Below are 25046 nucleotides of genomic sequence, written 5' to 3' on the forward strand. Positions count from 1 at the left end.
TTTATGGAAAAAGTAAGTCTTTACCATCTACTCAGGGACGTAGCTTCCGTTTATGCGGATCGTCCTATGTATTGGGTTCGGCAAGAAGACGGCGACTTTCGCGGAATCTCTTATCAAGACTGGTATGAGAATCTCAAGAATCTTTCTGTGTTCCTGATCGATCTTGGAATGCAAAAAGGAAACACAGCGGGACTCATTTGCGATAATAGATACGAATGGTCTCTTTGTTCCCTCTCCTTGGTCACGATCGGATGTGTGGATGTCCCTCGTGGTTGCGACGCCACGTTAGACGATCTGAAATATATTTTAGAACATTCCGAAGCCAAACTCCTCTTTTTAGAGAATGAGAAAATACTAAAAAAGTTACTGGAAGATAAATCTAGTCTCGCAAATGTAAAAACGATTCTTCTCATAGATCCCCACACAAAATGGAAGGATCTGGAAAACGCTCGCACTGCACTTCCCGGTGTAAAATTTTTCTTTTTAGAAGATGCACTTTTAGAAGGAGAGAGATCCCGAATTAAAAAAGGAGATAAACTCTACTCTCAAAGAGGTGAAATTTTAATCGGTAAAGATCTCGCGACCATCATATATACTTCTGGAACGACAGGTGCACCGAAAGGTGTGATGTTGAACCACAGAAGTTTTACCTGGGGGATTCATCAACTTCAAGAATTCGTTCCGTGTTCTTGTAACGATAGAACCATTATCTTTCTTCCGCCGTGGCATATTGCCGAAAGACTTTTAGAAACAACCCTTATAGCCTGGGGAGCTTCTATGGCATGTTCTTCCATTCCTACAATTCCTGCGGATATGCAAAAGGTAAAGCCCACCGTACTCGTTTCAGTTCCGAGACTTTGGGAAGGACTTTATAAAAGAATCCACGACACGGTTCGAAAGGCTCCCCCGCTCAAACAAAAGTTATTTCATGTTGCAGTAAGAATGGCGGAGATCACAACGAGTCTTCAGGATACAATTCGAGATTTCTATACAACCATCGAAATCGAAAACCCAAGGCAAAAAACGATTGATCGCTTTGTAGCGAGCGCGTTTCTTCTTTTTCTCTATCCGATTAAAATTCTTTCCTACAAGATTTTACAAAGGGTAAAAGATTTATTCGGAGGAAGAATCCGTTTCGCATTATGCGGTGCAGGAGCTATGCCCCCGCATATTCAATTTTTCTTTCGAAGTGCAGGAATCCCAATCATCGAAACTTACGGAATGACGGAAACGACAGGAATCGGAGCAATCGGAGAATTTCCCCTTCCAAAAAACGGAGCAATCGGCGCTCCGTTACCCGGGACTGCGATCAAACTTGTAGGAGAAGATGGTAGAATTGTAACGGCTCCCGGCGAAAAAGGGATCGCTTGGCATAAGGGGCCGCACGTAACTGTCGGTTATTATAAGGAACCCGAAAAAACCGCCAAAGCCTTACAAGACGGATGGCTCGATTCCGGAGATATTCTTACTTGGACTCATACCGGAGAATTAAAATTCGCCGGAAGAGCGAAAGACACGATCGTCCTTTCCGGAGGGGAGAATTTAGAGCCAGCCCCGATCGAAGCAAAACTCACAGAGTCAGAATTCATCAGCCAAGTGATCGTCGTGGGACAGGATAAAAAGAATCTCGGGGTTTTAATCGTTCCCTTTTTCGACCGTGTCTACGAGGAATTTCAATCGAAAGAAAAAAAACTTCCAAAAGATCCAACGGAATGGAATTCTTCCAAAGAAGTAAGTTCATTTTTTAAAAACATTGTAAAAGATAAAATCTCCACAAAAGCCGGATTTAAATCTTTCGAAAAGATCGCCCATATTTATATCCTTCCAAAAGAATTTGAAAAAGGAAAAGAAATGACTGAGACAATGAAACTCAAACGTAACGTCATTTTTGCTTTATATCACGACGTGATTCAATCTTTGTATGAAAACGATGAGGATTGAACCTTCAAAAACGCTCATCTGTTCCGCTATTGCCGAAGAATTGGATCAGATCTCAATTTCTGGAAAATATCCTATTCTTCTCTGCGGAGTTGGAAATTTAGAAGCGGGGCTGCGCCTTCAAAAATTTCTGCTGGAACATCAAAATAAAAATCTGACTCTTCCTACCCAGGTTTTGTTTATCGGTTCTGCCGGAGTTTATCCTTGGCTACATCCGAGTTTTTGGAAGGATCGATTCGGATTTTCGTTTCAAATCGAAAATCAAGAGTTGGGAAAAATCGAACGAAGGATTCGAATCCCGGAAATCATTCCGGATTCGTATGAGTTCCCTTATCCTTTCGAATTTACGTCCAAGGAAGAAATTCTGATCTCAAAAACGAACGCAAGCGGTTCGATCACAATCGAAAACGTTTCCGGAAAAGTTTTGGAATATCTAAGAGAACACGATATAGGATTTGAGAACATGGAATGCTTCGGACTCGCTAAAGTTTGTCACGACTTTCGAATTCCTTTCTATTCATTCTTTGCACTTACAAACACAGTCGGACCTCTTGGAAGCGAAGAATGGAAATCCAACTACAAAAAAGAATCTGCAAAACTTCAGGAATTTCTTCTATCGTTTCTTCTTTGAGAATCTTTTTCCCGGATAAAAGAGATCGTAAATTTCTTCGAGGTGACTTTCCGCCTCTTCTTCTCCCTTTCGAATGATCTCCCCAAACTTATTGAAATCGAAAAAGGAAAATTCCTCTATATGAAGATTGATGAATAGATCCATCTTGTCCTTCCTAAGTTTCGTAATTTCTCTTCCTTCCAAAGTGATCGCTCTTCCCATAATTTTAAGAATCGGAGGATACTTTAAATCTTCCCAGAGGTTTTTAAAAAAGGACTTACCCGTGATCCTTCTGTCTTCCAGAAGTCTTACGATGGCTTCGTCTCTGAGTGGGGAAACGTTAGCGGACAAAATAATGTCGGCACCTCTTTGTCGGATTAAATTTTCAGGAACGTTATTGATTACGCCTCCGTCCACCAATAAATGATCACCGTGAAATATAGGAGGAAACATTCCCGGAAGGCTCATCGCCGCCGCCAAAGCTTCCCAAACCGGTCCACGGTCCATCACGTATTCCTCTCCACTATGAAGATCCACCGCCGAGGTTACAAAAGGAATTTTTAGGTCTTCGATGAGCGCAGAACCGAATGCATCCTTCAACATTCGATTCATTTTTTTACCTTTAAAAAAGGAAACGAGAGGAACGGTGGGATCGAAAGGTTTATCCAATCCTCCGAAAAATTTATAGATCATTTTGTAGATCGTATCCGTGTTTTCGCCGCGCGCATACAAGGCTGCGATCACCGCTCCGAACGAGGCTCCCGAAACCACGTCCACCTTTATATTCTCTTTTTCTAATACTTTCAAAAGCCCGACGTGTGCAAGCGCCCGCGCTCCCCCTCCTCCCAAAGCCAGGCCTCTCGTCCTGGATACGAGGTATCTGGAAAATGTTTCTTCTTTATGAAAAATTTTTTGGTGTTTTACGCTATCTTCAGGACGTATCGAATTGACCGAGTCTACGTAACGAATTGTTCTTCCGGCAAAATTACGGATTCGAGAACGAAAGTAAGTGATGATTTCCGTTTTTTTCTTTTGATTTCGTTCCGGATTATCCTCCCAGAAAACAACTTGATCTGCTTGTAAAAGAAGTTTATCTAGTTCCGGTTTCAAACCTGCCTGTTGAAAATACAAATGAATAACCGGAAACTGGTTTCTTAGTAGGGATAACTTCCGAATTGCATCTTGAATACTGACCTTCTCGAAAGATTCCATTGGAACCAGAGTCATCTTTCCTTCATGGGAATAACCTCCTATCTTTACGATAGCGTCCAATTTTTCCTTGTAACCTTGAACCTCTTCCAGAGGGACATGACAAATCATCCTTCTGGGAAGAGAAGTCATTGCACTTTCCGGTTCGAGATGCTCCCTGAATCGATTGCTCATCAACCGTATTAGATTGCTTGAAAGAATCGGTTCTTTCTCTGCAAGTTTGAGAAAAAAATGTCCGTCGAGAACATAGAGTAAAGTGTCCATCACGGCAATCGCAGAACCGGCGTGTTGTGTTCGGGTCATAAGACTATTCTCAGCAAAAAATTCCGCCTCACCGAGATATTTGACCGACTTTCCGGATTCTCCGAAAGTAAGCATCACTTCGCCATGTCGAACTATAAAAAGCTTATCCGAAATATCCCCTCGATAGTAAATCACATCGTGATTGTATACGTTCCGTTCCTCAATATTTTGATAAATACGAGTTAGAACAGCCGGAGATAATTTTTGAAATAAAGATATTCCAGAAAGAAACTTTAAAATTTCAGGATGAATTTTTCGTGCCATAAAACGCAGATGAACTCTATTTTAATAAGACGAGAAAGTAAAGAATTTCTCAATACCTCTCGCACCTCTTTCAATGCTTTTCTCTTGATTTTCTGGCTCATCGCACAATGTTATGCACAATGACTTTGAAAGCGAACTCTGTTGTATCCGTTTTTCGACAATCCGTGTTAGACTGGCATAAAAAGGAAGCGGCTTCCCAAAATCCATTTCCGCCCAACAGCATCGAGTCAATCCTTTATAGTAAAAACCAAATCGATACGATTCAATGGCACGTAGAAGACGAAATCCGCAGGCCGGATCTACCGGACAAGGAGCTGGTCAATTTCAAAAGACAAATCGACAAACTAAACCAAGAGCGTACCGATCTCGTTGAAATTCTGGACGATCGTATTTCCTCCGAATTCCAAAACGTTCCTAAAAAACCGGGAGCAAGGATGAATTCCGAAACCCCAGCCTGGCTTATCGATCGGATGAGTATTTTAGAACTCAAAATCTATCATATGGAAGAACAAACTCAGAGAAAAGACGCGGATGAAAATCACATCTACACTTGCAAACGTAAGCTCGACGTGCTCCTAGAACAAAGAATGGATCTCTCCCAATGTCTGAATGAACTTTTGGAAGATCTTAAAAATGGAAATAAATTCTATAAAGTATATCGTCAGATGAAGATGTACAACGATCAAAATCTGAACCCTTCTCTTTATTCTAAAAGATCATGAATTTATTGGTCATGAGATTTTCAGCCATGGGCGACGTTGCCCTTATGGCTCCTGCAATCATAGCAATCGCGGCAAAATATACAAATATCCAACTTACGATCGTGACTAGAGGAAACTACGCTCCTTTTTTTTATAATATTCCGAATGTCAACGTAGTCGGCTTTAACCTAAAACGATATCGGGGGATTGTAGGACTTTATCGACTTTTTCAGGAAATCAATAAGCTCGGTCCTTACGAAAAAGTGATTGACCTTCATTCTTCCGTTCGTTCCAGACTACTTAGCCTTCTCTTTTACTTTCGCGGAATTGGCGTGTTCCGAATCGTGAAAGGAAGAAAAGAAAAGCAGAGACAAATCCGTCAAAAAAGAAAAATTCTCACCCCGCTTCCTCATACCGTGGATCGTTATCTCAAGGTTTTTGAAAACGCAGGTTATCCGGCATCGGTTAGAAAAGGTCCTTGGATCAACGTGGATCCAGAATCCAAAATATTCGCAAAAGAGTTTTTCGAATCCCAAAATATTCTAAAAAAGGAAAGTCTTTGGATCGGTTTCGCTCCATTTGCGGGACACGCTCTAAAAGAATGGCCCCGGGAAAAAAGTAAAACTCTACTACAACTTCTTCTGGAAAAGTTTCCGGAAGTTAAAATTTTTCTCTTCGGTTCTAAAGAAGAATCCAAAGTTCTTTCGGAATGGAGTCGCGGCTTCGAGGAATCTTTGAAAATCGTTTCCGGCGGTAAATTGGGGATTCGAGGCGAACTCGGAATCATGGAAAGGATGGACGTTATGATCGGGATGGATTCTTCCAACGTACACATCGCCGCACTTTTAAAAAGACCGGTGATCGGAATTTATGGAACGACCCACCCGCATTCTGGCTTCGCTCCGTTTGGCCAGGAAGATTCCGGAGTATTACAAATCGATAATTTACCTTGTAGACCTTGTAGTATATACGGAAACACCACTTGTTATCGCAAAGATTTCGCCTGTATGGAATGGATTCAACCAGAGGATGTTATTAAAAGAATTCAGGTGGTTTACAATATCAACACTCTGTTTTAGTTTAAAGCCCTATAAAAACTTATTCTTATAGGAGTTCCCACATCCCAAAGTTTTAAGGACAGACTTAAATATTAGTCCGAATGATTCAGAATTTGTTTTAAAACCAATCGAACTTGAAGTCAGCTAGAAGAAGGACATAGTAAGAAATTTTTATCCCTACCAATTTGGAGAAACAATTTCAATCGAAAAAATCAATGTAAAAACGTCGTTCTATTCAAAATATCTTAAGAACTGATCCAACGGATCAGGGAGAGAAAAAAGCATATTGATCAACGTATTTCTTTTCTTCTTATTCTTAACGCTCGCAACCGTTTGATAAACCTCTTCCATTTTATCAACACAGGCCATCATTTCATGTGCTTTGGAAATTTTAATGGATTCCTTCGAAAACTTTTCGTAAAGAGGAAGATCTTTCAAAATTGCCACAGCTTTTTCAGCGATCCCTTTTATGTCGAAAGGTTTTGCGATATATCCGTTTCTACCGTCGTGTATGAGTTCCGGAATCGCAAAAGAATCCACCCCAACGGCGGGAAGTCCACAAGCAATGGATTCCAAAATCACGAGCCCTTGGGTTTCCATCGTGGATGCGGTCAGAAACAAATCGTACTTCGGATATTCTTCCGGAAGCTGTTCCCTCTTCATAAATCCGGTAAAAGTAACAGCATCTCCCACACCTAAATTCTGAGCTTGAACCTTCAAAGATGGAAGAGCCGGACCATCCCCAATGATCGTAAGAGTGGAATCCGGAATTTCATCGTGAATCAACTTGAATGCATTCAATATCACATCACAATTCTTCTCATAGGAAATTCTCCCCACATGTAGAAGTTTCGGAGCAGAAGTTAATTGTTTGATGCTTCCTTTAAAACTCGTAAGATCAAGTCCATTCGATATGACCGCAATTTTGGTTTTTAATCCAAATTCACGAAGTTGTTTTTCGATCAGATGAGATGGGGAAATGATAAGATCACAACGTTCGTAGATGTTGTTTGAAATTTTAAGAATGACCTTTTTACGAATGTTGAATTTATCGAATTTTTCGATCTTACTTAAATCCTTCATTTTCAATTTCTTGTCGGATTTACTCACTTTCAAAAAGAGTTTGTCCAGTTTGAGAAGTCTGTAAAAAGAGAGATACATGTCCTGCTCAGACATCAATGTATGATAAGTTCCTATCGTAGGGATTCCGTATTTTTCAGTCGCATTAATTCCATAAAGCCCTAACAAGCCCGGAGTGTGAATATGAACCAAGTCAGGTTCGAATTCTTTGATGACTCTTTTGATTTTGGTCGGAGAAGGAAGGACAACTTTAATATCAGGATAACTCGGAAGATATCCGCTCCTGAATCTTTCAATTCGTATAGAATCACCTATGTGATAGAAATCCTCCTCGCCATATTTCGGACAGCAGATCGTAAATGTATGGCCTCTTTTTGCAAGAAGATCCGCGAAATTTTTCATGGAGATCGCAACTCCGTCTACCTTAGGAAGGAAGGTATCGGAAAAGTAAAGAACCCTCATCAAAGATCTCCTCATTCACAGATTTATGTTTCAAATACAATTGAAAGAAAATATCGAATTTACAATTCCCAGGTTTTATAGAACCTGGGTTTCAATCGATTAGAGAAGATGCCCGAACGTCTTAGAAAAATCACTCTTTTTTTATTTTGTGCAAGTATTGTGACAATCGGTTTATCCGTATCCCTTAGCCAAGGATTCTTAGTTCTTGCATTCTTAACATCTTTATTCTCTTCGAAAACTTCTGGTTTTTGGAAAGAACCCGTGATCCTCATTGGAATTTTATTTTTTGGTTGGTATCTAAGCGATTTTGTCATTCATTCCTTCCGGGAGGAAAATTTTCGAACTTACTCTAAAACCGCATTCAATGCAGAGCTCAAAGACATTTTTCTTTTCATAGGATTAATTCTATCTTGGAACCTAAAAAAGGAGGAATTTCCGGCAATCTTAAAATCCTTAAACGCTCTCTTTTGGATTCTACTCATAACCGGCTTTGTTTCTAGTTTTTCTCCGATCCGTCTCTCTCGACTTGTCAGTGACTTATATAGGGAATCTTCTAACTGGAAGTTCACCCATCCCATGGGTCATGTTGGAGGATTGTCTCTTTACCTTCCAATCGGTCTGATGAACACTCATCTAACGTTTGGGGGACTTTTACAGTTTTTTTTTCCCGTGCCCGTTTTTCTTTTTTTGAGATCCTTTTTTGATCAGAATTTCAAAAGAGCCGGAATTCAAGGAATTATACTCTTAACTTTTCTTTACGTAGTTTTTTTAAACAACGCCCGTTCCTCTATGTTAGGCGCGATTTTTTCCTCAATCACCGCATTTCTTGTTTTAGGAATCGTTCGTAAAGAACTACCCTCTGCAAAAATTTTGCTCTTCACCAGTGGAACTCTCATACTTCTACTTGTTTTAGGAATCGCACTTTCGTTTACACAAGCCGGCCAAAAAATTATAGACCCTCTCTTTGGAAAAGAAAAACACACAGACTCTGGAAGAACTTTTATCTGGGATTCCACATTTCCTTTGATTAAGGACAACTTTTTCACAGGAGTTGGCCCAGGAAATTACGATCGGGAAATCGAAAAATCACGAAAAGAGCACTCCGAGAGGTATAGGGAACTCTACTATTTTTACGAAACGACTCAGAGAGGACACGCCCATAACGATTATTTTCATCTTTTTGCAGTTTTCGGTTTTCCGGGAATCTTTCTTTTTCTTTCCTTGGGAACCGAGTTATATCGCAGATTGATTACTACAAAACTTCCCTACGAACATTCCTTGTATTTTTTCGGTTTATCTGGTTTTTTCTTTTCCGGACTTTTTCAGTGTTATTTTCAAGACGATGAAGTAGTGATTTTATTTTGGATTCTCTGCGGACTCTTTCTAAGATTATCCAAAGAAAAATCCGATTCAATTGTTGCAATTTAAGCAAATCTCGATTCTTTTATCATTCGATTTCCATCATCTCAAATGAATATATGTTAGTACCGATAACAATACGTTCCAAATCTTTTTCTGGCGTCGATTGAAACCTTTTCCGCTGAAAAACTTATACCAGGCAAAAAAGCATCTTCTCGGTACGAAAGAATCTCCTGGATCAATTCCGTATACTCCATTCCTTTTTTTGAATATTCGTGAAAACAAAAAGCAAGAAACGAAGATTCGTATTCCAAAAAAAACATTCCCTCAGTCGAATGAGAAACGACGTAAAAAGTATTTCCCGACGTATTCCAAGGAATTGTGACCGGACCGTTGCCCTTTTGGTAGAAGAAAATAGAAATTGGATTTTTAAATTCGATTAGGTCTTGCGGAAAAAACAAACTCCCCGATTGAATGGAATAAAACGTAGGAACAAATAAATATACTGGTTTATGTTCGAAGTCCGCTTGAAAATCGTTCGCCACCGATACGAAAAAAGGCTTTCCCTGTTTCGCCAGTAGAATTCCTTTTTCCCTAAAACTTTTTGTCTTAACCGGATGATTGGTTCTTTTTCCAGTAAAACCGCTGCTGGAAGACGTAAAATCCGAAACTTCTTTGCAAGATTCTGTAGGAAGAAAACTATATTCCAAAATTGACATCAGAAACGTTTTTCCAGATTCTAAATAAAAAGACTCTTCTTTGGTTGTATCGGTTCTACAAATGGTTTGTTCGACTCCGATCGGAATTGAATTTTCGGAATAGCCGAAGTAAACACCATTTGATCCATTTTCTGTTCCAAACGAAGTTGCTCTATAAACGATCGCACTTACGCGAACTCGTTCCCACTCCTCTAGGTAAGCATTGATCAAATACGGGTCAGTGGTTTTGAAAAGAATTTCTCGATTATTATCCCTGGCACTGATCGAAAAATTATACGAACCGGAAATCAAAGTCTTATCATCCACGATCATCGTTTTATGGTGCAAAAGCCCGCCCTTACCAAAGGAACCCGATTCGATTACCTCTTCATTTCCATCACCCGCAATCTCGGAACCGGGATTCTCAAATACATCGGCGAGATACTTGCCTTCTTCGTCCACGGGGGAATCGTAAATACCTTTGACATTCACCCCTCTACGATCCGCCAAAGTCAATCTAGATGTCAGGACGGAATCGAAATGATCGAAAATCAAATATCGAATGTCTCTTTGCGCGCGATCAACTTCCCTTAAGACCAGATTTTGAATTGATCTTCCTTTTTCCGGAGAAATATAAAATTGGAACGGCGGAATGTTAAGCGAAGTAATTCCTGAATCTTCCTCCAAAAAGGCATAAAAGTCTTCTATTTCGGAATCAAATAGATCGAAAGAAACGTAACCATTCAGATCATTCTCAAGACCGTACCAAGTGAAATTCCCGGAACCCAGAAATATCTTTTTACGATCTACAATGAGTATTTTAGAATGTTGTAAACCTGATCTTTCCCATTTTCGAAACATACCGAGACTTTTGAATTCGTCCATATATTCCTTTTCCGGATCGGCCACGATTCTAATCTTAACTCCTCTTGCATTTGCTTTCTTCAAAGTGTCTAAAATTTCCGAATCTTCGAAAGAATAGACCCAAAGATCGATCGCAAACTCGGCGCTTTCGATCAATTGTAAAATTTTATCCCGTACATTCCTCTTTTTAAAAGTATGAACGTAACGTCCAGGATACGAAAAACGAGCTTCCACATTACGCGTTCTTCCCCATTCCAGCCAAAAAAAATCTGAATCGTGACGACTGGAACAAGTTGCCAAAAAAAGAAAAAACCAGATATAAAGAAAAATTAAAACGAAAGCGTTCGAAATTTTTCTCATAAAACGACACCTGAAACGATTTGAAAGAATATTTCCTTTCTTGCACTTTCCGGATCGCTCCAAGAACCTCCCAAGGAAGTTTTTAAGTACAAAAAATCAAACTTCGTATTTTCGGAAGGAAAATAAATCAGAGTTTCAATCAAAGCCTCCCTGAGAAAATCCTTTCGAAAACTGTCCTTGGACATCGTAAGTGCACCTTCATTTCCTTTCGTGTCAGAAAGAAAAAAGTAAGAAGCAATATACAAACGAAATCGGATAAGAGATTCTTGATATTCTAAATTGAGCCCTGTCCAAGCGGATTGAAGTTTTCCACTTTGAATCCCGGATTGTTTTTCTAAACCTCGATCCGTAATCCAAGTGGAAGGTTTAAAATCCAAACTCTGATTCGTGCTGAACACTGGAGAAGGCGAGGAGCCAACTCCGATAAAACCGAGTTCCAAAACTTCTCCGTTCTCATTTCTTTTATCCCGATCGGGAAGAAAACCGAAGACATCAAACTTCCAGAAATTCCAAGCGACTCCGGTGGAAATTAAAACGGCCTCCCCCGTAATTGGAATTGCACTCGCTTGTCGGATTCGATTCCAACCGGTTCTATCCTGCCCTCTCGTCAAAATTCCGGAAAGAAAACAATGAAACCCAGAATATTTCAAATTCAGCTCTATCGTGGAATGTGTAAGATAATCTCGATCGCCAGAGGAAACGTTTCCCGTCTCCGAAATTAAATCATTCGTATATCTTCCCCAATTTTGGAGATTGAAATATTGGAAACGAAACCCAGTTTCCAAATAAGGCAAATCATAATGATAACCCACACCTCCTCTATAACGGTTTTTGAATGTGTTTGAAATGGAATCCTTAATTTCAATCTCACCGGCCGAATCAAACTGAGTCTTTTTTGTATTTAGAATCGTATTCCTAAGTCCGTTCTTTTCAAATAAGGAATAACCGGAATAAAAATCAAAGAGATCGAAACGAATACGACCCAATTCGCCAAAATTTGCTTTGATTACAATCCCGTCCGTTCCATCTATCCAATCCGTAAATGCAGATCCCTTCATCTCCTCTTGAATCCTACCTACGATGAGAGAAACGTTCTTTTTCCTAAATTCGAAAAACAGATTTTTTCCCGCAAAGAAGGCTAGTTGGGACTCGCCAGAGGCGGTTAGATCCGCCTGTAACTTTATATTTACACGAGAGATTTCCAGGCTTCGGTCGATTCCACCGTGAATTAAAGAAGAATTGATCCGCAGTTCCTTATAAATCCGATCCTCTTTCGCTTGAGAAAGATCGGAAGCCTTTTGATTTCCTGCCAATCCCCATCCCATCCAAGAAATCTGAGTCCAACCTTTACTTTTCTCGGACGCGGAAATCTGAAAAGATATTATAAAATAGGAATATACGAAAAGCTTTTTCATAAATTCCCCTTCTTTTTGATTTCATAGTCGGAGGAAGAGTCGCCGGAACGACTTTCTTTGAGAAGGATCAAATCATCCGTATCAGCATCGATGGAAAATGGAAATGGAGAAAATTGATTTCCGTAGCTGTGAATGTGAACAAGGTTCCCTTGAATTTCCTGAAAAAGATCCAGACCTTCGTTTTTACCGATTCCATTTCCGATCGTAGTCGTCTTATCAATCGTAAAAACTTTTCGAAATGTCGAGGAATGAAAGGGAACAGATTCACTCTTAAAATTGGGAGAAAGAACGTAACCACATTCTCCCGAATTTAAAAATCTATCCGCAAAAATCCAGCCGAATGAAGTCGGATTATAATTTATCCAACCAAGCGGAGGATTAACTCCGAAACGAAAGGAATATTCCACCAGACGATCGGAAGAGGAACTATCCCGAATTTCCAAACTGCGAACGTCCACAGACTCAAGACCCCAATTGCAAATCGACAACCATTCATTCGTAGATACAGTGGGATTCGGGTATACAGCCGAAATCAAAATCCCGGAAGAACCAGGAATTCCGACGAGTTCTTCGCCTCCGACAGGTACAAGATAGTTAAGAACCTCTTTTCGAATATTCAAGGATCCTAAAATTCCAGATCGAAGATCGCTCCATAAATTTAAGAATCGAGACGTCGATAATCTAACAGAGCCGTTGGATTGAAACGTAAAAACCTGGATAGATCCGTCACTCGGACTATTAAGGCCCAAATTAAAGCTGATCCAAGGATCTAAGATAGAATTTAGAGTTTCCGAATATTCTTTTTGAAAAAATGGAAGACTCCTATTTTCAAGTTCCGGACTTGCTTCCGTTCCGATACAACTTGTTTTCCTCGAAGAAACGTTTGAAAGTGCGCTGTTTTTCCAAACGCTTGCGCCGGACAAAGTTCGGATTTTGGACGCGGATTTCCTCAGCTTTTGGGAGGTGGAATTGATCCCCAGAGAGTCCCAACTTACCCAATCATTCTCTATATTTCCATTCACGGAAAGAAGTCTGATTTTTCCCTTACTTCCTAAACTTAATTCGGGAGCGATCCAAGTTTCAACTTCGGGAAAACAGATCAACTTGCCGATCGATAACACGTTTTTTCCCGGCTTCAAAGGTAAAATAAACCGATAACTTTTATTTCCCGAAAGAATTTCCAAAATCCTAGACGTTAGGAAAGCCGAATCGATCTCAATGAAACGATCCGCACTTACGGATGTGTTTCCGTCGTACGATCCCATCCAGGAAATTTCGGAGACATCTGCAAAAGCTTTCCAATAAGAATCTGTAAGACTCGTTTTTCTTCCCGGGCTCATGAAATGGGAGTTTTGAATTTCAATTGAAAGGGTATCCGAAGAAGATATAGGATGTGGAATCCAAACATTCTCCCTCCATAAAAGAGAAACTACGGAACCGTCCGTTCTTGTCAAAACCGGGATTTCCGAAAAATCGTTCGAGAGAATACTGCTCTTTTTTGAGATTCGATCCTTTAAAAAAATGGATTTTCCGAATTCAAAATCTTTTAGCTCGGACAAGGAAATAAAAACATCTTTCTCCAAAAAATCCAATTTCCCTAATGTGAGAATGTCCCCCGGTCGTATAACTCTCGACTCCAGCCAAACAGGAATCTCCCTTCCGTCGCTTTCCAAAGACAAGGAATTCGGATTACACATACTATTTCCTGAATATTCTAAATCTATAAACTTTTGCTTCTGATCCACCTTTCCATCCAGATGCAATCCTGTAAAATTCGCCTCTTCAATTTGAAACGCACTTGAATCACAAAAAGGAGGATCATTCCATTCTCGACTTTGTTTCGAAACTCCGAAGCCGGGATCCATACAAAATCTTTCTAAGACATTAGAGAGGAAAAAATTGGAACAGATGGAATAGAAATTTTCATGAGAAGAATAATATTTTCCTCCCTCCAAAAAAGTTTTTTCGGAATTTTTATAAACACTCTCCGTATCCTTAGATTTTAAGACCCAATCCCCCTTTTTCTTCAAATCCGACCAAGGAAAAGAAGCAAACTCGACCCCGGGAAGAATACTACCCGTTTCCACTTTAAGAATTGCTTCCCCAGGAATCAAAAATTGCGGCCCGGCAAAAAGTGAATACTTTCCCGAACTCGTTTCCAACTCCAGATCTTGAAAACAAATCGGATCTTTCCGGGAATTGTTGAATTCCAAAAATCTTCCGATGGGAGATTCCGTTCCTCCGAAAATCTCGCTTAAAACTGGAAGGTCCGTTTTGCATAAACTCGTAATTTGAAGATTTTGTTTTTGAATTTCCAGAAGAAACTCGGAGAGAATCGAAACGTCACCCGGAATATCCACAACGAGCGTACTTCTAGAAGAAATAAAATCTTCGGAAGAAAACAAGATCCGAATCTTTTCCTTTGTAGCCAAAACGCTAAAACCGACAAACGCGTTCGTAGAATGCGGTTTTAAAATCGGATTTTCAGAAAAAACACTGACCCAATTTAATTCCGGAAATTTTTCCTTTTGGAGCATTCTATCCAGCTCCTTTGAACCGGAAAGAACCAACCAATCTTCGTTTATATCTTCAAGAAGATCTCGATCTTGTTGGATCCTTACACTCGCCTGTCCATTGGATGAAAATTCGAAAAACTCCGCCTCCGTCCTGGAATCCGAGTTTGTATTCCATAATTTTAGAATATTTTGTAATTCTAATTCAATGTCTCCATTTTGATCTGGAAAACAAATCGAAATTCCGAATACAGAAACCGTTCCGCTAAATAAACAAACAATTCCGGGAGCCGTTTTAATTTTAACACCTGGATACTTCCATTCTTCGAGGATTTCTTTCGGGATATCCGAAACAACGGTGTTTATCGGTTCATAAAAAAGTTTGAATTCTCCCGCATTTGTAATTGGAAAAAGAAAAGCGGAGTTCCCTTTTCCGCGACAAGAGTCGAGCCCGAAAAGAAGAAAAATCGTTGTAAACACGGATTTGAGTTTCATGTTTTCCTCCGTCCGGTACGGTTTTGAAAACAATAGACTCGTTTTGAATTTTAGAATTTTTTATTCTTTTTTTCCAAGTTGTCTCAGAATTTTTTCGGCGAGATTTTCCCCGATTCCAGAAACGGCAAGAAGTTCCTCTTTGGTTGCGTCTTCAATTTTCTTTTCTCCCGAAAAGTGTCGGAGGAGGAGTTTACTTCTTTTGAAACCGATATCCGGAACATCTTGAATGAGAGTACGCATCGTTTCTTTGTTTCTACGCGATCTATGATGTGAAACTCCGAACCGATGTGCCTCGTCTCGAAGATGACGAAGCAGTTTCATTCCGGATGAATTCATATCAAAGATAAAAGGTTCGTTGTCTCCTGGAAAATAGATCTCTTCCCTCTTCTTTGCAAGACCGACCATAGGAATTCTTTCCGCCCCTGCTTCCACTGCGGCTTCGCAAGCCTTGGCCAACTGGGTCGGTCCTCCGTCGATCACGATGAGATCCGGGAAGACGTTTTCCTCGTTGGCAATTCTTTGTAGACGCCTCGAAATCACTTCGTGGATCATTCCTGGATCGTTGATTCCCTTATAACCTCTTATATTATACTTTCTATATCCTTGTTTGAAAGGTTTTCCTTCCACAAACATTACACCACTTGCAACCGGCTCCGAACCTTGAAAGTGACTGATATCATAGCATTCGATGATATGAGGAGGATGTTCCAGAGAAAACATCTCTTGGATTTCTTTCAAAGAAGCGGTTTGATCCCTGTAGTGAGTCGCAAGTAGTCTTTCGGTCAATCCAAGTTCCGCATTCTTCTCCGCAATTTTTAAAAGGGAACGTTTATCTCCACCACGAGGAAATTTGAGTTTGGGTCTGAATCCCGTTTTTTCCTGAAGAACTTCTATAACCGCGGCTGTTTCTTCCTGAATGTCTGCAGGAACAAAAATCAAAGGTGGAACCAGAACCGCATTTAAATAATAGTCTCTAAAAAAAGCTCCTAGAATTTCCGAATCTTTCGCATCCAAAACTCCTTGAATCGGAAAAGATTTTTTGGTTTCCAATCTTCCTCCTCGGACTTCCAAAAGAATAACCTGACCTTCGTCCTTCTTTCTGGCAAATCCGATCACATCCTCGTCCCCACCTTCCGCACTAACCACAGTCTGTTTCTCTCGGAAGTTCTGAATTCGCTGGAGCATATCCCGATAACGAGCTGCTTTTTCAAAATCCATCCGATCCGACGACGCACTCATTTTGATACTAAGATCCCCCACGAGAGATTCTTTTTTACCTTCTAAGAACTGAATCACTTGGTCTATTATAACTTTATAATCTTCTACAAGAATATTTCCTTGGCAAGGGCCTAGACAACGCCCCATATCGAAGTTTAAACAGGGTCTTCTGGGTTTCGGCAACGGAAGCACCTGTCTCGTTTTACGAACTGGAAAAATTCTTAATATGATATCTAATGTTTCTCTTGTAGATTTTACGTCCGAATAAGGACCGAAATAACGGTCTCCGTTGTCTTTGAGTTTTCTTGTGATATAAACCATCGGAAAAGACTCCGAAAGAGAAACGCAGATGTACGGATATTTCTTATCGTCTTTTAGGCGAACATTAAAACGAGGATTGTGTTTTTTGATGAGAGTTGCCTCTAAAATCAGAGCCTCTTTTTCGGTTCCGGTTGCAATCCAATCAAGATCGAAGATTTCCTTTTGAAGCGCTCGTGTTTTTATATCGGGATGATTTTCTTTGAGATAATTGCGGACTCTTTTGTCCAAATTTTTAGCTTTACCTACGTATAAAACCTCTCCTTTTCTGGATTTCCAAAGATAACAGCCCGGAGAAACACCTAAGTTTTTGATTTTTTCCAGAATCAGAGTATGATTTAAAATTTCAGGCATATAAGATTCTTTTTAGGACTCATTTTTTACGTATCACCGTAATGGGAATCCTTAGATTCGACTTCTAAACTTTCATCCGGCTCCAAAAGAATGGAAGAAAAGTTCTGATCCTTTCTGGAATACTTTTCTTTCTTACGTTTTTTATCTTTTTGTTTATTACGAATCGACTTCTTTAGATCATCACTCAGGATGCCCTGATTTTTGCGATTTAACTCCCGAATTTTTTCACAGAGAATCGTTCTTGCCTTATAACGATTGAGACCTTGGGTTCTGTAGAGAGAACATTTGACTTCGATTCCGGTGGGTTTATGCTTGAGATGAACCGCAGTGGAAACCTTATTTACATTTTGTCCACCCTTCCCCCCACTCCTCGTAAAACTTTCCTCCAATTCGGTTTCTTTTACTTCCAGGGACTCCATGAGTTCCAAAAGTTTAGATTCCTTTTCAACCGAAACGGGAAAACGAGAAGCCATAAAGAAAATTATTTCAGATCCTGAAATTCAAAATGATCTTTGAAATAAGGAAATGGTCTTCCATTTTCATCCAGACAAACATAAGTAATCTTGCAATCGATGATCTCTTTGAGTTCTTTTCTACTCTGGCTTTTTCCGATGGAAGTGTTTCGAATCGTGACGGAACTGTTTCCCACTCTTTCAATCTTAGAAAAGATCTGAATGATATCTCCCAAAAGACCTGGACTTTTAAACACAACGTCTGCCATACTCACGGTAACAATATTCGAATAGCGGATTTTCTCCATGACATACATGGCGCAACCTTCGTCGATCCAAGCAAGCATCTGACCTCCAAAAAGAAATCCGTGTTGATTGAGATCCCTGGACATTACGATATGTTGGGTGGCAAGTTCCATTCCTTCCAACTTCTGATCTATAAAAACTTCCATAAGAATTAAACTCCTTGAACAACCGAAGATGACGGACAGTCCTTTTTAAGGATACATTCTCCACAAAATCGGCGATGTGCCTTACAACTTTTTCTTCCTAAAAAGATCAAATACAAGGAAATATCTCTCCAATATTTTTTGGGAAGAATTGACATAAGATCTTTCTCTACCTGAATCGGATCGTTTTTAGTCGTCAGTCCGAGCACCTTCGAAATTCGATTTACATGTGTATCGACTACGATTCCTTCCACAAGTCCGTGAACCTCAGACAAAACCACGTTTGCGGTTTTACGACCGAATCCGGGAAGTGTGGTAAGTTCCGCAATCGTCTTCGGAATTTTACCGTCAAAGTCGCTTAACAATTTTTTAGCAAATCCCTGAATGGATTTCGCTTTATTATGATAAAATCCCGTGGAAAAAATCAAAGCTTCAATATCTTTTAAATCCGCGTTGGCAAAGGATTCCAGGCTGGGAAAGGTTTTAAAAAGAGCGGGAGTAACTTGATTAACTCGCTCGTCCGTGCATTGAGCACTCAAAATGACGGCAATGGCAAGTTCGTAATTATGCTTAAAATGAAGAGGGGTTTGTACCTCCCCGAATTCTTTTCTTAAAAGAGAAAAAATCCGGGAAAACCACTTTAAAAACGCAGGATCAGGCTTTTTTAGGAGCCTGTTTTGTGATTCCTGCGTACTTTTTCGGAGCAAGAACACCCAAGGATCCGCCGTTATCTTTAATGGCGGCCTTAATTCCTTTTTTTCTCAGAGTTCGAAGAGCTCTGGTAGAAAGACGGATCGTAACCCAGCGGTTTTCATCTTCCAAAAAGATTCTTTTTTTGATCAGATTTACCTTCCAGGTTCTTCTTGTTTTGATATGGGAATGGGAAACATTGTTCCCAGAGACAGTGCCTCTTCCGGTTACTTCACATCTTCTGGCCATAGTAAGGACAGGATCGGTCCATACCTCTCCTTAGTCAACCTTTCTGCCGATTTTCTGGCATTTCTGCTGAATTTTAAATGACTTTTTCTTTTTTCAGTGGAGAATCTTACCGCTCCTAAAAAGACTGCCAAACAAACTTGTCTCGATGTTCAATATCTTTCTTACAAACTTTCAATTTCGGTTGGATCGAATTTGGAATATCAACGTTCTTCCTTTTTTTCAAAGTAAAAGGGTCCAAATTGAACGAAAACTTCAACCAATTTTAAACGAAGAATTTACCAAGGAACAAATCGTGGATCCGAGACAATTTCATCATATTCTATACGATACTAATCTTCCTTTAGAAAATGGAATCCCTTCCGAATTCGCATCGACATTACAAATCGATGCCAGTTCATTTGCGGGAGGAAAGAAAAAACTCAAGATGAATCAGAAACTTCATTCGAGTTTTTCGAAACAGATAAAATACCGACTATGGCAACTTCTTAAAAAATCTCTTTATACTTTCCAAGAGAAATCTTGGAATTTTTTTCCCCTCAAGAAAAAATCGGATTCGAAGCAATCACAAAGTTCTCCGGATTTACTGAGTGCAGCATCTCCAAAGCCATATCGTTTATATCTACATTCTTTAATTTATTGGGAGGAAACGTTTCCTTGGGAAGAATGGAAGTCGTTACTTCCGATTTCCTGGATTCCGTTCGGCGGTTCCAAAAAAATCAAACTCAGATTTGTGGCGGCAAAAGCGGCATCTTTTTCCAAACAAGAGTTTTATGAGGAGTCCTATTCTCCGGAACTTGCTTTCTGCGATCTTTACGCACTGGGATACTTAAGAGAAACCTCAGATAAAAACATAGATTTGGAAAACCCTGAATTGTGTTATTTAGGCACATTCCTTCCTTCTAAATTAGAAAAAATCAATCTTCCACTTTGGTTGAAAGAGAGAAATTTATTTCCAAGTGAATTTCAATGGAAGAGTTCTTCTAAAGAACAAGTTTTTAAAATTTTAAATAAGGAAATTCGCTTTAAAATCGAAACAGAAATCCAAGAATCCTTCGATTCTGAACTTATTCAAGTAGGTGGGAAAAAATTTAATTTAAAAAGTCAATTTTTGAACGGACTATTTTTCCAAAGAGCAATCTTAACTTATCATCCAACTATTTTGGCAAATCGAGTTTTGAAAGGATTTTAAAGATTTAATTGTAATATCTTGATTTGCGGAAGTTAATACATTTCCAGAAGTTATCTCAAAAATGTCTTAGAACAATTGAAACCTGCATTTTATACAAAGATAAAGTATTATATAGATAGGTTCTAATTACTTTCAAAAGGACTTTAAATGAAAGTATTAGTATATCAAACTTCATTTAAAAAATGAAGTTATAAAATCCAAAATAAGATTCTGCAGAAATTTTAAACAAATTAGAATTCCTTTTATAAGAATTTTATTAAAAATCACTCAGCACAAAAACATTTGTAATTATTTTAACATTCCAGAAAATTGCGAGAGTTTATTAATTTTAATTTTTTTAGCTCACCTTAAAATAAAAAATCAGGTATTGTGTCCAATGTTGTAAATATCCGCAGTCTATATGTAAAAATAAAATCATCATAACAGCTTATAGAAATATCCTTCAAAAATTCTAAGTTTGACATTCTCTAAATTGAGCAAAAAAATATAACATGGATTCAATTCCAAATTTTTTAATAATTCAAAGAGACAAAATTCCTAGAGGTTTTAGTCATCCTCTGAAAACTTCCGAATTAATTTCTGCATACGATTCTGCAGAAATTAATATTGAAACGTTTCTTAACTACAATTTCAAGCCTCCATACTTTAGAGTTGAGTTTTGGCCTCCAAATCCAAATATAAATATAAATATAAATATAAATCATGAACGACTTAACATCGACATAGGAGCTGTTCCAACAGAATCAGCGCACGTTGCACGAAAAATAATGAAATTCAAAATCATTCCGGAATTTATAAAATGGACCAAAAATGTACTTTTGCTTCCTGTCAATTCACCAAAACGATATCAACGTCTATTCTGGGAATTTAAAATTCCAACAAAAGAATCGATTTAAGCTTCAAATTTTAAAACGACAATAAATTTTACAACAAATATGATAGTCATACACCGCGAATGTTATACGTTTTAAATATAAAACTTAAGTTTTATAAAAGAAAAATATATTCCTATTTGAAAATATTCGATTTATCATAAACTCAAATTTTTCCATTTTTCTACACCGGCTTGAAAACGTTCGTTTGTTTCTCCAAAACCGATACGAATCCAGCCCTCACATTCAAAATCGCGTCCCGGAAGTACAAAAACCCCGCATTGATCCAACAAAAGATCTGCGTAACGAGAAGAATCAATTCCTTCTTTTAGTTTCACAAAAGAAACGACTCCTCCCCCAGGTTTTATAAAACTTTTCAAACCGGGAAGTTTTTTCCAAATACTTTCAAAAAATTGAATGTTATTTAAAATAGACGTTTTGACTGGGGCTATTAAACGTTCTCGATTTTGCAGAATTCGAAGAGTCAAAAATTCGGAAATCGGAGAAACCGTGTGGGTTAAGTAATCTTTAAACGACCTGGCCCTTTCAATCAGTTCTTTCGGGCCCGTCATCCATCCGATTCGAAGTCCCATCACTCCGAAACATTTTGTAATCGAACCGGTACTCACCGTACGCTCTGTAAGTCCTGCGCCGGTCCAACTGAGATCGTTTCGAAAGTCCAAAAAGCGGTAGTGTTCGTCGAACAAGATCCAACCTTTATACCGAAAAGCCGCTTCTTGAATAGCCTCAATTGAACTTTTATCCAAGGATAATCCGCTAGGATTGTGGGGATGATTGAAAATTACGAGATCCTTTCCTCTTTCGAACAATTCACGCACAGAATATTCCGGCAAAAAGAAATTCGAATTTTTCTCTAAATTCCGTAACAAGGAAACCGGTTCGAGTACAGAACCGATCATCTTGGGTATTTCGTATAACGCTTGAAAGGCAGGATCCAAATAAGAAACAATGGAGTCTTTCTTGCAAAGGAGGTGAAAAAGAATGTAAAGCGCTTCTCCAGTTCCCGTCGTGACTAATACTCGATCTGCATTTAAACCGGGATAAAGTCTTGCAATTTCTTCTCTTAAGACGAGATCACCTCGATTGGGAGAGTCCTCCAAAGAAATAGAATTCAAAACCTCAGTGGAAAGATTCAAACGAGAAAACAATTCACCAAGCGTGATATTTCGAATTCCGCTTTCCCCTAGATTGCAAGGAGAAATTTTTCTATATCTTTCAAGTCTCTCTTCGATCCAGAATTCTCCGGGTTCCATTAAGAGACAAGAGTAAGAACTGCCCCTCCCAAGAGAAATAGAATTGCAAAAAATCCGAAGGAAATCTGAATCCAAAAATGAATTCGTAAACTACGAAGACCGATCCGTAAAAAATCCAAGTCCTCTCCTTTTGTATCCGTGATCCTTTTAAAGGAAATCGCCGCGCTGTAACTCCAAATCCCCGTGAGTAAAAAAAGAATTCCTGGTACAAGAAACAAAACGAGTTTGTCCGTATCGCTTGAAATGAATGCGGAAAAAAAAGACACACCCGAAAGACAAAAAAAGGAGAAAGACACAAGCTTCAAGACTCGACTCAACCTTAGAAATTCCCTGTTTTCACCCTGACCAAATTCATAAGATTCCATACTTTAGGAATCGGCCAAAATTAGGGTTGAACCTCAAAAGAAAGCCGATTTTTATGAATTTAATCCTCTTAAAAAACTAAATCGGAATCCTATGAATCATCATCCCGAATCCCTTATCCATCCCTGGACACAAGCCCCTTTTCCAAGCGCGGTTCGTGAAGAGGCCAATCGAGTACTTGAAAAATTTTCCAAGGGAGAATCCGGTCCTGACGTGGAAGCTTTTTCAGTTCCCCTTGAATTCGGAACCGGTGGAATGCGAGGAAAACTCGGCAACGGAATCGGAAGAATGAACGAATTTACCGTAAGTCGCGCCGCGCTCGGATTCGTAGGCTATCTATCCAAAAAAAATAAAAAGGCTTCCATTGTAATCGCCTACGATTCCAGAAGGAGATCCAAAGAATTTGCGGAAGTTACTGCAGGGATTGCGGCATCTCTCGGAGTCAAAGTGATTTTATTCCAAGAAGTAACCCCCACACCTCTTCTTTCTTATGCAATTCGTTACTACAAAGCGACGGGAGGAGTCGTCATCACTGCTTCCCATAATCCTCCCGAATATAACGGCTTTAAGGCGTATCTTTCCGACGGAGGACAACTCGTACCCCCGGATGATCAAAAAATCATTTCGAAAATAGAATCAATCCGGGACTGGAGTATCATATCTATTCTTTCTCCCAAAGATTCTATTTATAAAAAGATGGTAAAACCCGCCGGAAAGGATTGTTTTTCCTCCTACAAAAAAGAGCTTTCTAAAGCGGGAATTCTTTCCGTTACTCTAAAACCAAAAGACAGGGCCGCGATGAAAGTCGTCTATTCTCCGTTACACGGAACGGGCGCCAAAAGTATGAAGGACCTCTTAAACGGATTTGGATACAAAAACGTCTTCTTAGTCCCAGAACAAAAAGATCCAAACGGAGAATTCCCCACCGTAAAATATCCGAATCCGGAAGAACCGGAAGCTATGGAACTTTCCAAAAAATTCGCGATCCAAAAAAACGCTCACGCTTTTATCGCAACCGACCCAGACGCGGACAGACTCGGAATCGGAGTCAAAAATGCCAAGGGAGAATATGTTTTATTAAACGGAAATCAGATTGGTTCCATCATGGCGGCTTATCTCTGTGAAAATTATACAACGAGCAAAAAAAAGAAAAAAGCAGTTCTCGTAAAAACGATCGTCACCACCGATCTTCAAGAAATCATCGCTAAAAAGAACAAGGTAAAGTATAAAAACGTTCTCACCGGATTTAAGTTCATCGCGCAAGTGATGGCAAAAATCGATAAGAGTAAAACCGACTTCTTTTTATTTGGAGGAGAAGAATCCTTCGGTTATCTTCCCGTTTCTTTTGTGAGGGACAAAGATTCCCTTTCTTCCGCGCTGTTGCTTTTGGAAATTCTCACGGAAAAAAAAGATCTTTTAAACTACATGGACGAGATTTATCTCAAATACGGTCTCTTTCAAGAAAGTCTCAAGTCACTTACATTGGAAGGAAGTGCAGGTAAGGAAAAAATCCGTGAATCTTTGGAATCTCTTAGGACTGCGGATCTGTTAGGGAAAAAAATTCACCAAAGAAAGATCATCGGGATTTTAGATTATAAGACCCAGACCCCGAAGGGAAATGCATCGAAATCCGCATTTTCGGGTTGCCCTTCTTCGGATGTAATCCAAGTCATTTTGGAAGGAAATGCAAAACTCACGATCCGTCCTTCGGGCACGGAACCGAAAATTAAGATCTATTCTTCTTTTCAGAGTTCAAAAACTCCTAATTCTAAAGAAGAAATTCCAACCCTCACGAAAGACCTTATTTCCGAAATCAAAGCATCCGAAGAAATATTTTTACAACTGGCGGGACTCTCATGAACGACACAGACATCCATAAAGAACTTTTCCAACATACTAAGGAATTAGCGGACCATTATTTACTCAACACTTACGCCAGATACGACGTAGCGTTTCGTTACGGGGTCAACGAGCTTCTATTCGACTTTGATAATAAACAATACATTGATTTCCATTGCGGAGTCGCCGTCACAAATCTAGGACATGCGGACCCGGATATCATTGAAGCTGTTCGTTCTCAAGCGGATAAACTATTTCATACCTCTAATCTTTTTTATTCCGAAGAAGCGGCAAAACTCGCTGAACTTTTAATCTTAAACTCTTTTCCGGGAAAAGTATTTTTAACCAATTCCGGAACCGAAGCCATAGAAGGAGCGTTTAAGTTCGCGAGAAAATATGCGAATTCCAAAAGTATTACGGATCCGATCTTTCTTTCTTTGGAAAAAAGTT

The 25046-nt window shown here is 39.3% G+C and carries 22 protein-coding genes (1 of these 22 cut by a window edge); 9 read left to right on the forward strand and 13 right to left on the reverse strand.

Annotated features, from left to right (window positions below; genetic code table 11):
- Positions 1-3 precede the first annotated feature (3 nt).
- Together LEP1GSC190_RS09165 and LEP1GSC190_RS09170 are read left to right on the forward strand one after the other, a co-directional pair.
- The gene (locus tag LEP1GSC190_RS09165; protein ID WP_004279651.1) at positions 4-1941 is read left to right on the forward strand and encodes a long-chain fatty acid--CoA ligase; all 1938 of its coding nucleotides are present in this window, start codon (positions 4-6) and stop codon (positions 1939-1941) included.
- On the forward strand, positions 1931-2569 hold the full coding sequence (locus LEP1GSC190_RS09170; protein WP_004279560.1) for a phosphorylase: 639 nt from the start codon (positions 1931-1933) through the stop codon (positions 2567-2569). Before LEP1GSC190_RS09165 ends, LEP1GSC190_RS09170 begins: the two co-directional genes overlap by 11 nt.
- Here the strand turns inward: LEP1GSC190_RS09170 and LEP1GSC190_RS09175 are convergent.
- A complete protein-coding gene (locus LEP1GSC190_RS09175) occupies positions 2552-4324 on the reverse strand; it encodes a patatin-like phospholipase family protein (protein WP_002761325.1) in 1773 nt (590 codons plus the stop codon). The two genes, LEP1GSC190_RS09170 and LEP1GSC190_RS09175, sit on opposite strands and share 18 nt — an antisense overlap.
- A 119-nt stretch (positions 4325-4443) precedes the next feature.
- Between LEP1GSC190_RS09175 and LEP1GSC190_RS09180 the strand changes: the two genes are divergently transcribed.
- Positions 4444-5046: a DUF4254 domain-containing protein gene (locus tag LEP1GSC190_RS09180; protein ID WP_002761251.1), complete on the forward strand. Its 603-nt coding sequence runs from the start codon at positions 4444-4446 to the stop codon at positions 5044-5046.
- Entirely contained in the window at positions 5043-6104 is a 1062-nt protein-coding gene (locus tag LEP1GSC190_RS09185) for a glycosyltransferase family 9 protein (RefSeq protein ID WP_086004781.1), read from the forward strand. Before LEP1GSC190_RS09180 ends, LEP1GSC190_RS09185 begins: the two co-directional genes overlap by 4 nt.
- Positions 6105-6314: 210 nt before the next feature.
- On the opposite strand, the gene LEP1GSC190_RS09190 is transcribed toward LEP1GSC190_RS09185, so the two are convergent.
- On the reverse strand, positions 6315-7625 hold the full coding sequence (locus LEP1GSC190_RS09190) for a glycosyltransferase (RefSeq protein ID WP_002745689.1): 1311 nt from the start codon (positions 7623-7625) through the stop codon (positions 6315-6317).
- A gap of 59 nt (positions 7626-7684) precedes the next feature.
- Entirely contained in the window at positions 7685-7891 is a 207-nt protein-coding gene (locus LEP1GSC190_RS20760) for a hypothetical protein (protein WP_338034139.1), read from the reverse strand.
- Here LEP1GSC190_RS20760 and LEP1GSC190_RS09195 point away from each other — a divergent pair.
- The gene (locus tag LEP1GSC190_RS09195; RefSeq protein WP_338034140.1) at positions 7791-9053 is read left to right on the forward strand and encodes an O-antigen ligase family protein; all 1263 of its coding nucleotides are present in this window, start codon (positions 7791-7793) and stop codon (positions 9051-9053) included. The genes LEP1GSC190_RS20760 and LEP1GSC190_RS09195 overlap by 101 nt on opposite strands.
- Positions 9054-9106: 53 nt before the next feature.
- Here LEP1GSC190_RS09195 and LEP1GSC190_RS09200 read toward each other — a convergent pair whose 3' ends face one another.
- The 8 genes from LEP1GSC190_RS09200 to rpmB are packed head-to-tail and all read right to left on the reverse strand — an operon-like array spanning position 9107 to position 19059.
- A complete protein-coding gene (locus LEP1GSC190_RS09200; RefSeq protein ID WP_002761269.1) occupies positions 9107-10906 on the reverse strand; it encodes a phospholipase D-like domain-containing protein in 1800 nt (599 codons plus the stop codon).
- Positions 10903-12321 carry an LA_2168 family protein gene (locus LEP1GSC190_RS09205; protein ID WP_002761357.1) on the reverse strand — a complete coding sequence of 473 codons (1419 nt, stop codon included), beginning with the start codon at positions 12319-12321 and terminating at the stop codon, positions 10903-10905. The genes LEP1GSC190_RS09200 and LEP1GSC190_RS09205 overlap by 4 nt, the downstream gene beginning before the upstream one ends.
- Positions 12318-15329: an LIC11755 family lipoprotein gene (locus LEP1GSC190_RS09210; protein ID WP_036047592.1), complete on the reverse strand. Its 3012-nt coding sequence runs from the start codon at positions 15327-15329 to the stop codon at positions 12318-12320. Before LEP1GSC190_RS09210 ends, LEP1GSC190_RS09205 begins: the two co-directional genes overlap by 4 nt.
- Positions 15330-15389: 60 nt before the next feature.
- The gene (gene uvrC, locus LEP1GSC190_RS09215) at positions 15390-17219 is read right to left on the reverse strand and encodes an excinuclease ABC subunit UvrC (protein WP_002761253.1); all 1830 of its coding nucleotides are present in this window, start codon (positions 17217-17219) and stop codon (positions 15390-15392) included.
- Between the two features lie 26 nt (positions 17220-17245).
- A complete protein-coding gene (locus LEP1GSC190_RS09220) occupies positions 17246-17692 on the reverse strand; it encodes a peptide chain release factor family protein (RefSeq protein ID WP_002761267.1) in 447 nt (148 codons plus the stop codon).
- Between the two features lie 8 nt (positions 17693-17700).
- Positions 17701-18123, reverse strand: coding sequence for an acyl-CoA thioesterase (locus LEP1GSC190_RS09225; RefSeq protein ID WP_002761359.1), 423 nt, complete (start codon positions 18121-18123; stop codon positions 17701-17703).
- Positions 18124-18128: 5 nt separating this feature from the next.
- Positions 18129-18827 carry an endonuclease III gene (gene nth / locus LEP1GSC190_RS09230; protein WP_036035212.1) on the reverse strand — a complete coding sequence of 233 codons (699 nt, stop codon included), beginning with the start codon at positions 18825-18827 and terminating at the stop codon, positions 18129-18131.
- Positions 18775-19059 carry a 50S ribosomal protein L28 gene (gene rpmB, locus LEP1GSC190_RS09235; RefSeq protein ID WP_000113840.1) on the reverse strand — a complete coding sequence of 95 codons (285 nt, stop codon included), beginning with the start codon at positions 19057-19059 and terminating at the stop codon, positions 18775-18777. Before rpmB ends, nth begins: the two co-directional genes overlap by 53 nt.
- Positions 19060-19204: 145 nt before the next feature.
- On the opposite strand from rpmB, the gene LEP1GSC190_RS09240 reads away from it, so the two are divergent.
- On the forward strand, positions 19205-20248 hold the full coding sequence (locus LEP1GSC190_RS09240; protein ID WP_004279512.1) for a hypothetical protein: 1044 nt from the start codon (positions 19205-19207) through the stop codon (positions 20246-20248).
- A 491-nt stretch (positions 20249-20739) separates the two neighbouring features.
- On the forward strand, positions 20740-21144 hold the full coding sequence (locus LEP1GSC190_RS09245) for a hypothetical protein (RefSeq protein ID WP_036035208.1): 405 nt from the start codon (positions 20740-20742) through the stop codon (positions 21142-21144).
- 134 nt (positions 21145-21278) lie between these two features.
- Here LEP1GSC190_RS09245 and LEP1GSC190_RS09250 read toward each other — a convergent pair whose 3' ends face one another.
- Positions 21279-22394, reverse strand: a complete 1116-nt coding sequence (locus LEP1GSC190_RS09250) for a pyridoxal phosphate-dependent aminotransferase (protein WP_004279350.1) — start codon at positions 22392-22394, stop codon at positions 21279-21281.
- Complete coding sequence (locus LEP1GSC190_RS09255; protein ID WP_338034124.1) at positions 22394-22660, reverse strand: hypothetical protein; 267 nt, start codon at positions 22658-22660, stop codon at positions 22394-22396. The genes LEP1GSC190_RS09250 and LEP1GSC190_RS09255 overlap by 1 nt, the downstream gene beginning before the upstream one ends.
- Positions 22661-22850: 190 nt before the next feature.
- On the opposite strand from LEP1GSC190_RS09255, the gene LEP1GSC190_RS09260 reads away from it, so the two are divergent.
- Both LEP1GSC190_RS09260 and LEP1GSC190_RS09265 read left to right on the forward strand, forming a co-directional pair.
- A complete protein-coding gene (locus LEP1GSC190_RS09260) occupies positions 22851-24617 on the forward strand; it encodes a phospho-sugar mutase (protein WP_002763920.1) in 1767 nt (588 codons plus the stop codon).
- Positions 24614-25046, forward strand: the start of a protein-coding gene (locus LEP1GSC190_RS09265) for an aspartate aminotransferase family protein (protein WP_004279707.1). It continues 788 nt past the right edge of the window; 433 of the gene's 1221 nt are visible here — the first part of the coding sequence; it begins with the start codon at positions 24614-24616; its stop codon lies off the right edge, out of view. The genes LEP1GSC190_RS09260 and LEP1GSC190_RS09265 overlap by 4 nt, the downstream gene beginning before the upstream one ends.

The organism is Leptospira mayottensis 200901116 (assembly GCF_000306675.2).
In the GTDB taxonomy this organism is placed as follows: Bacteria; Spirochaetota; Leptospiria; order Leptospirales; family Leptospiraceae; genus Leptospira; species Leptospira mayottensis.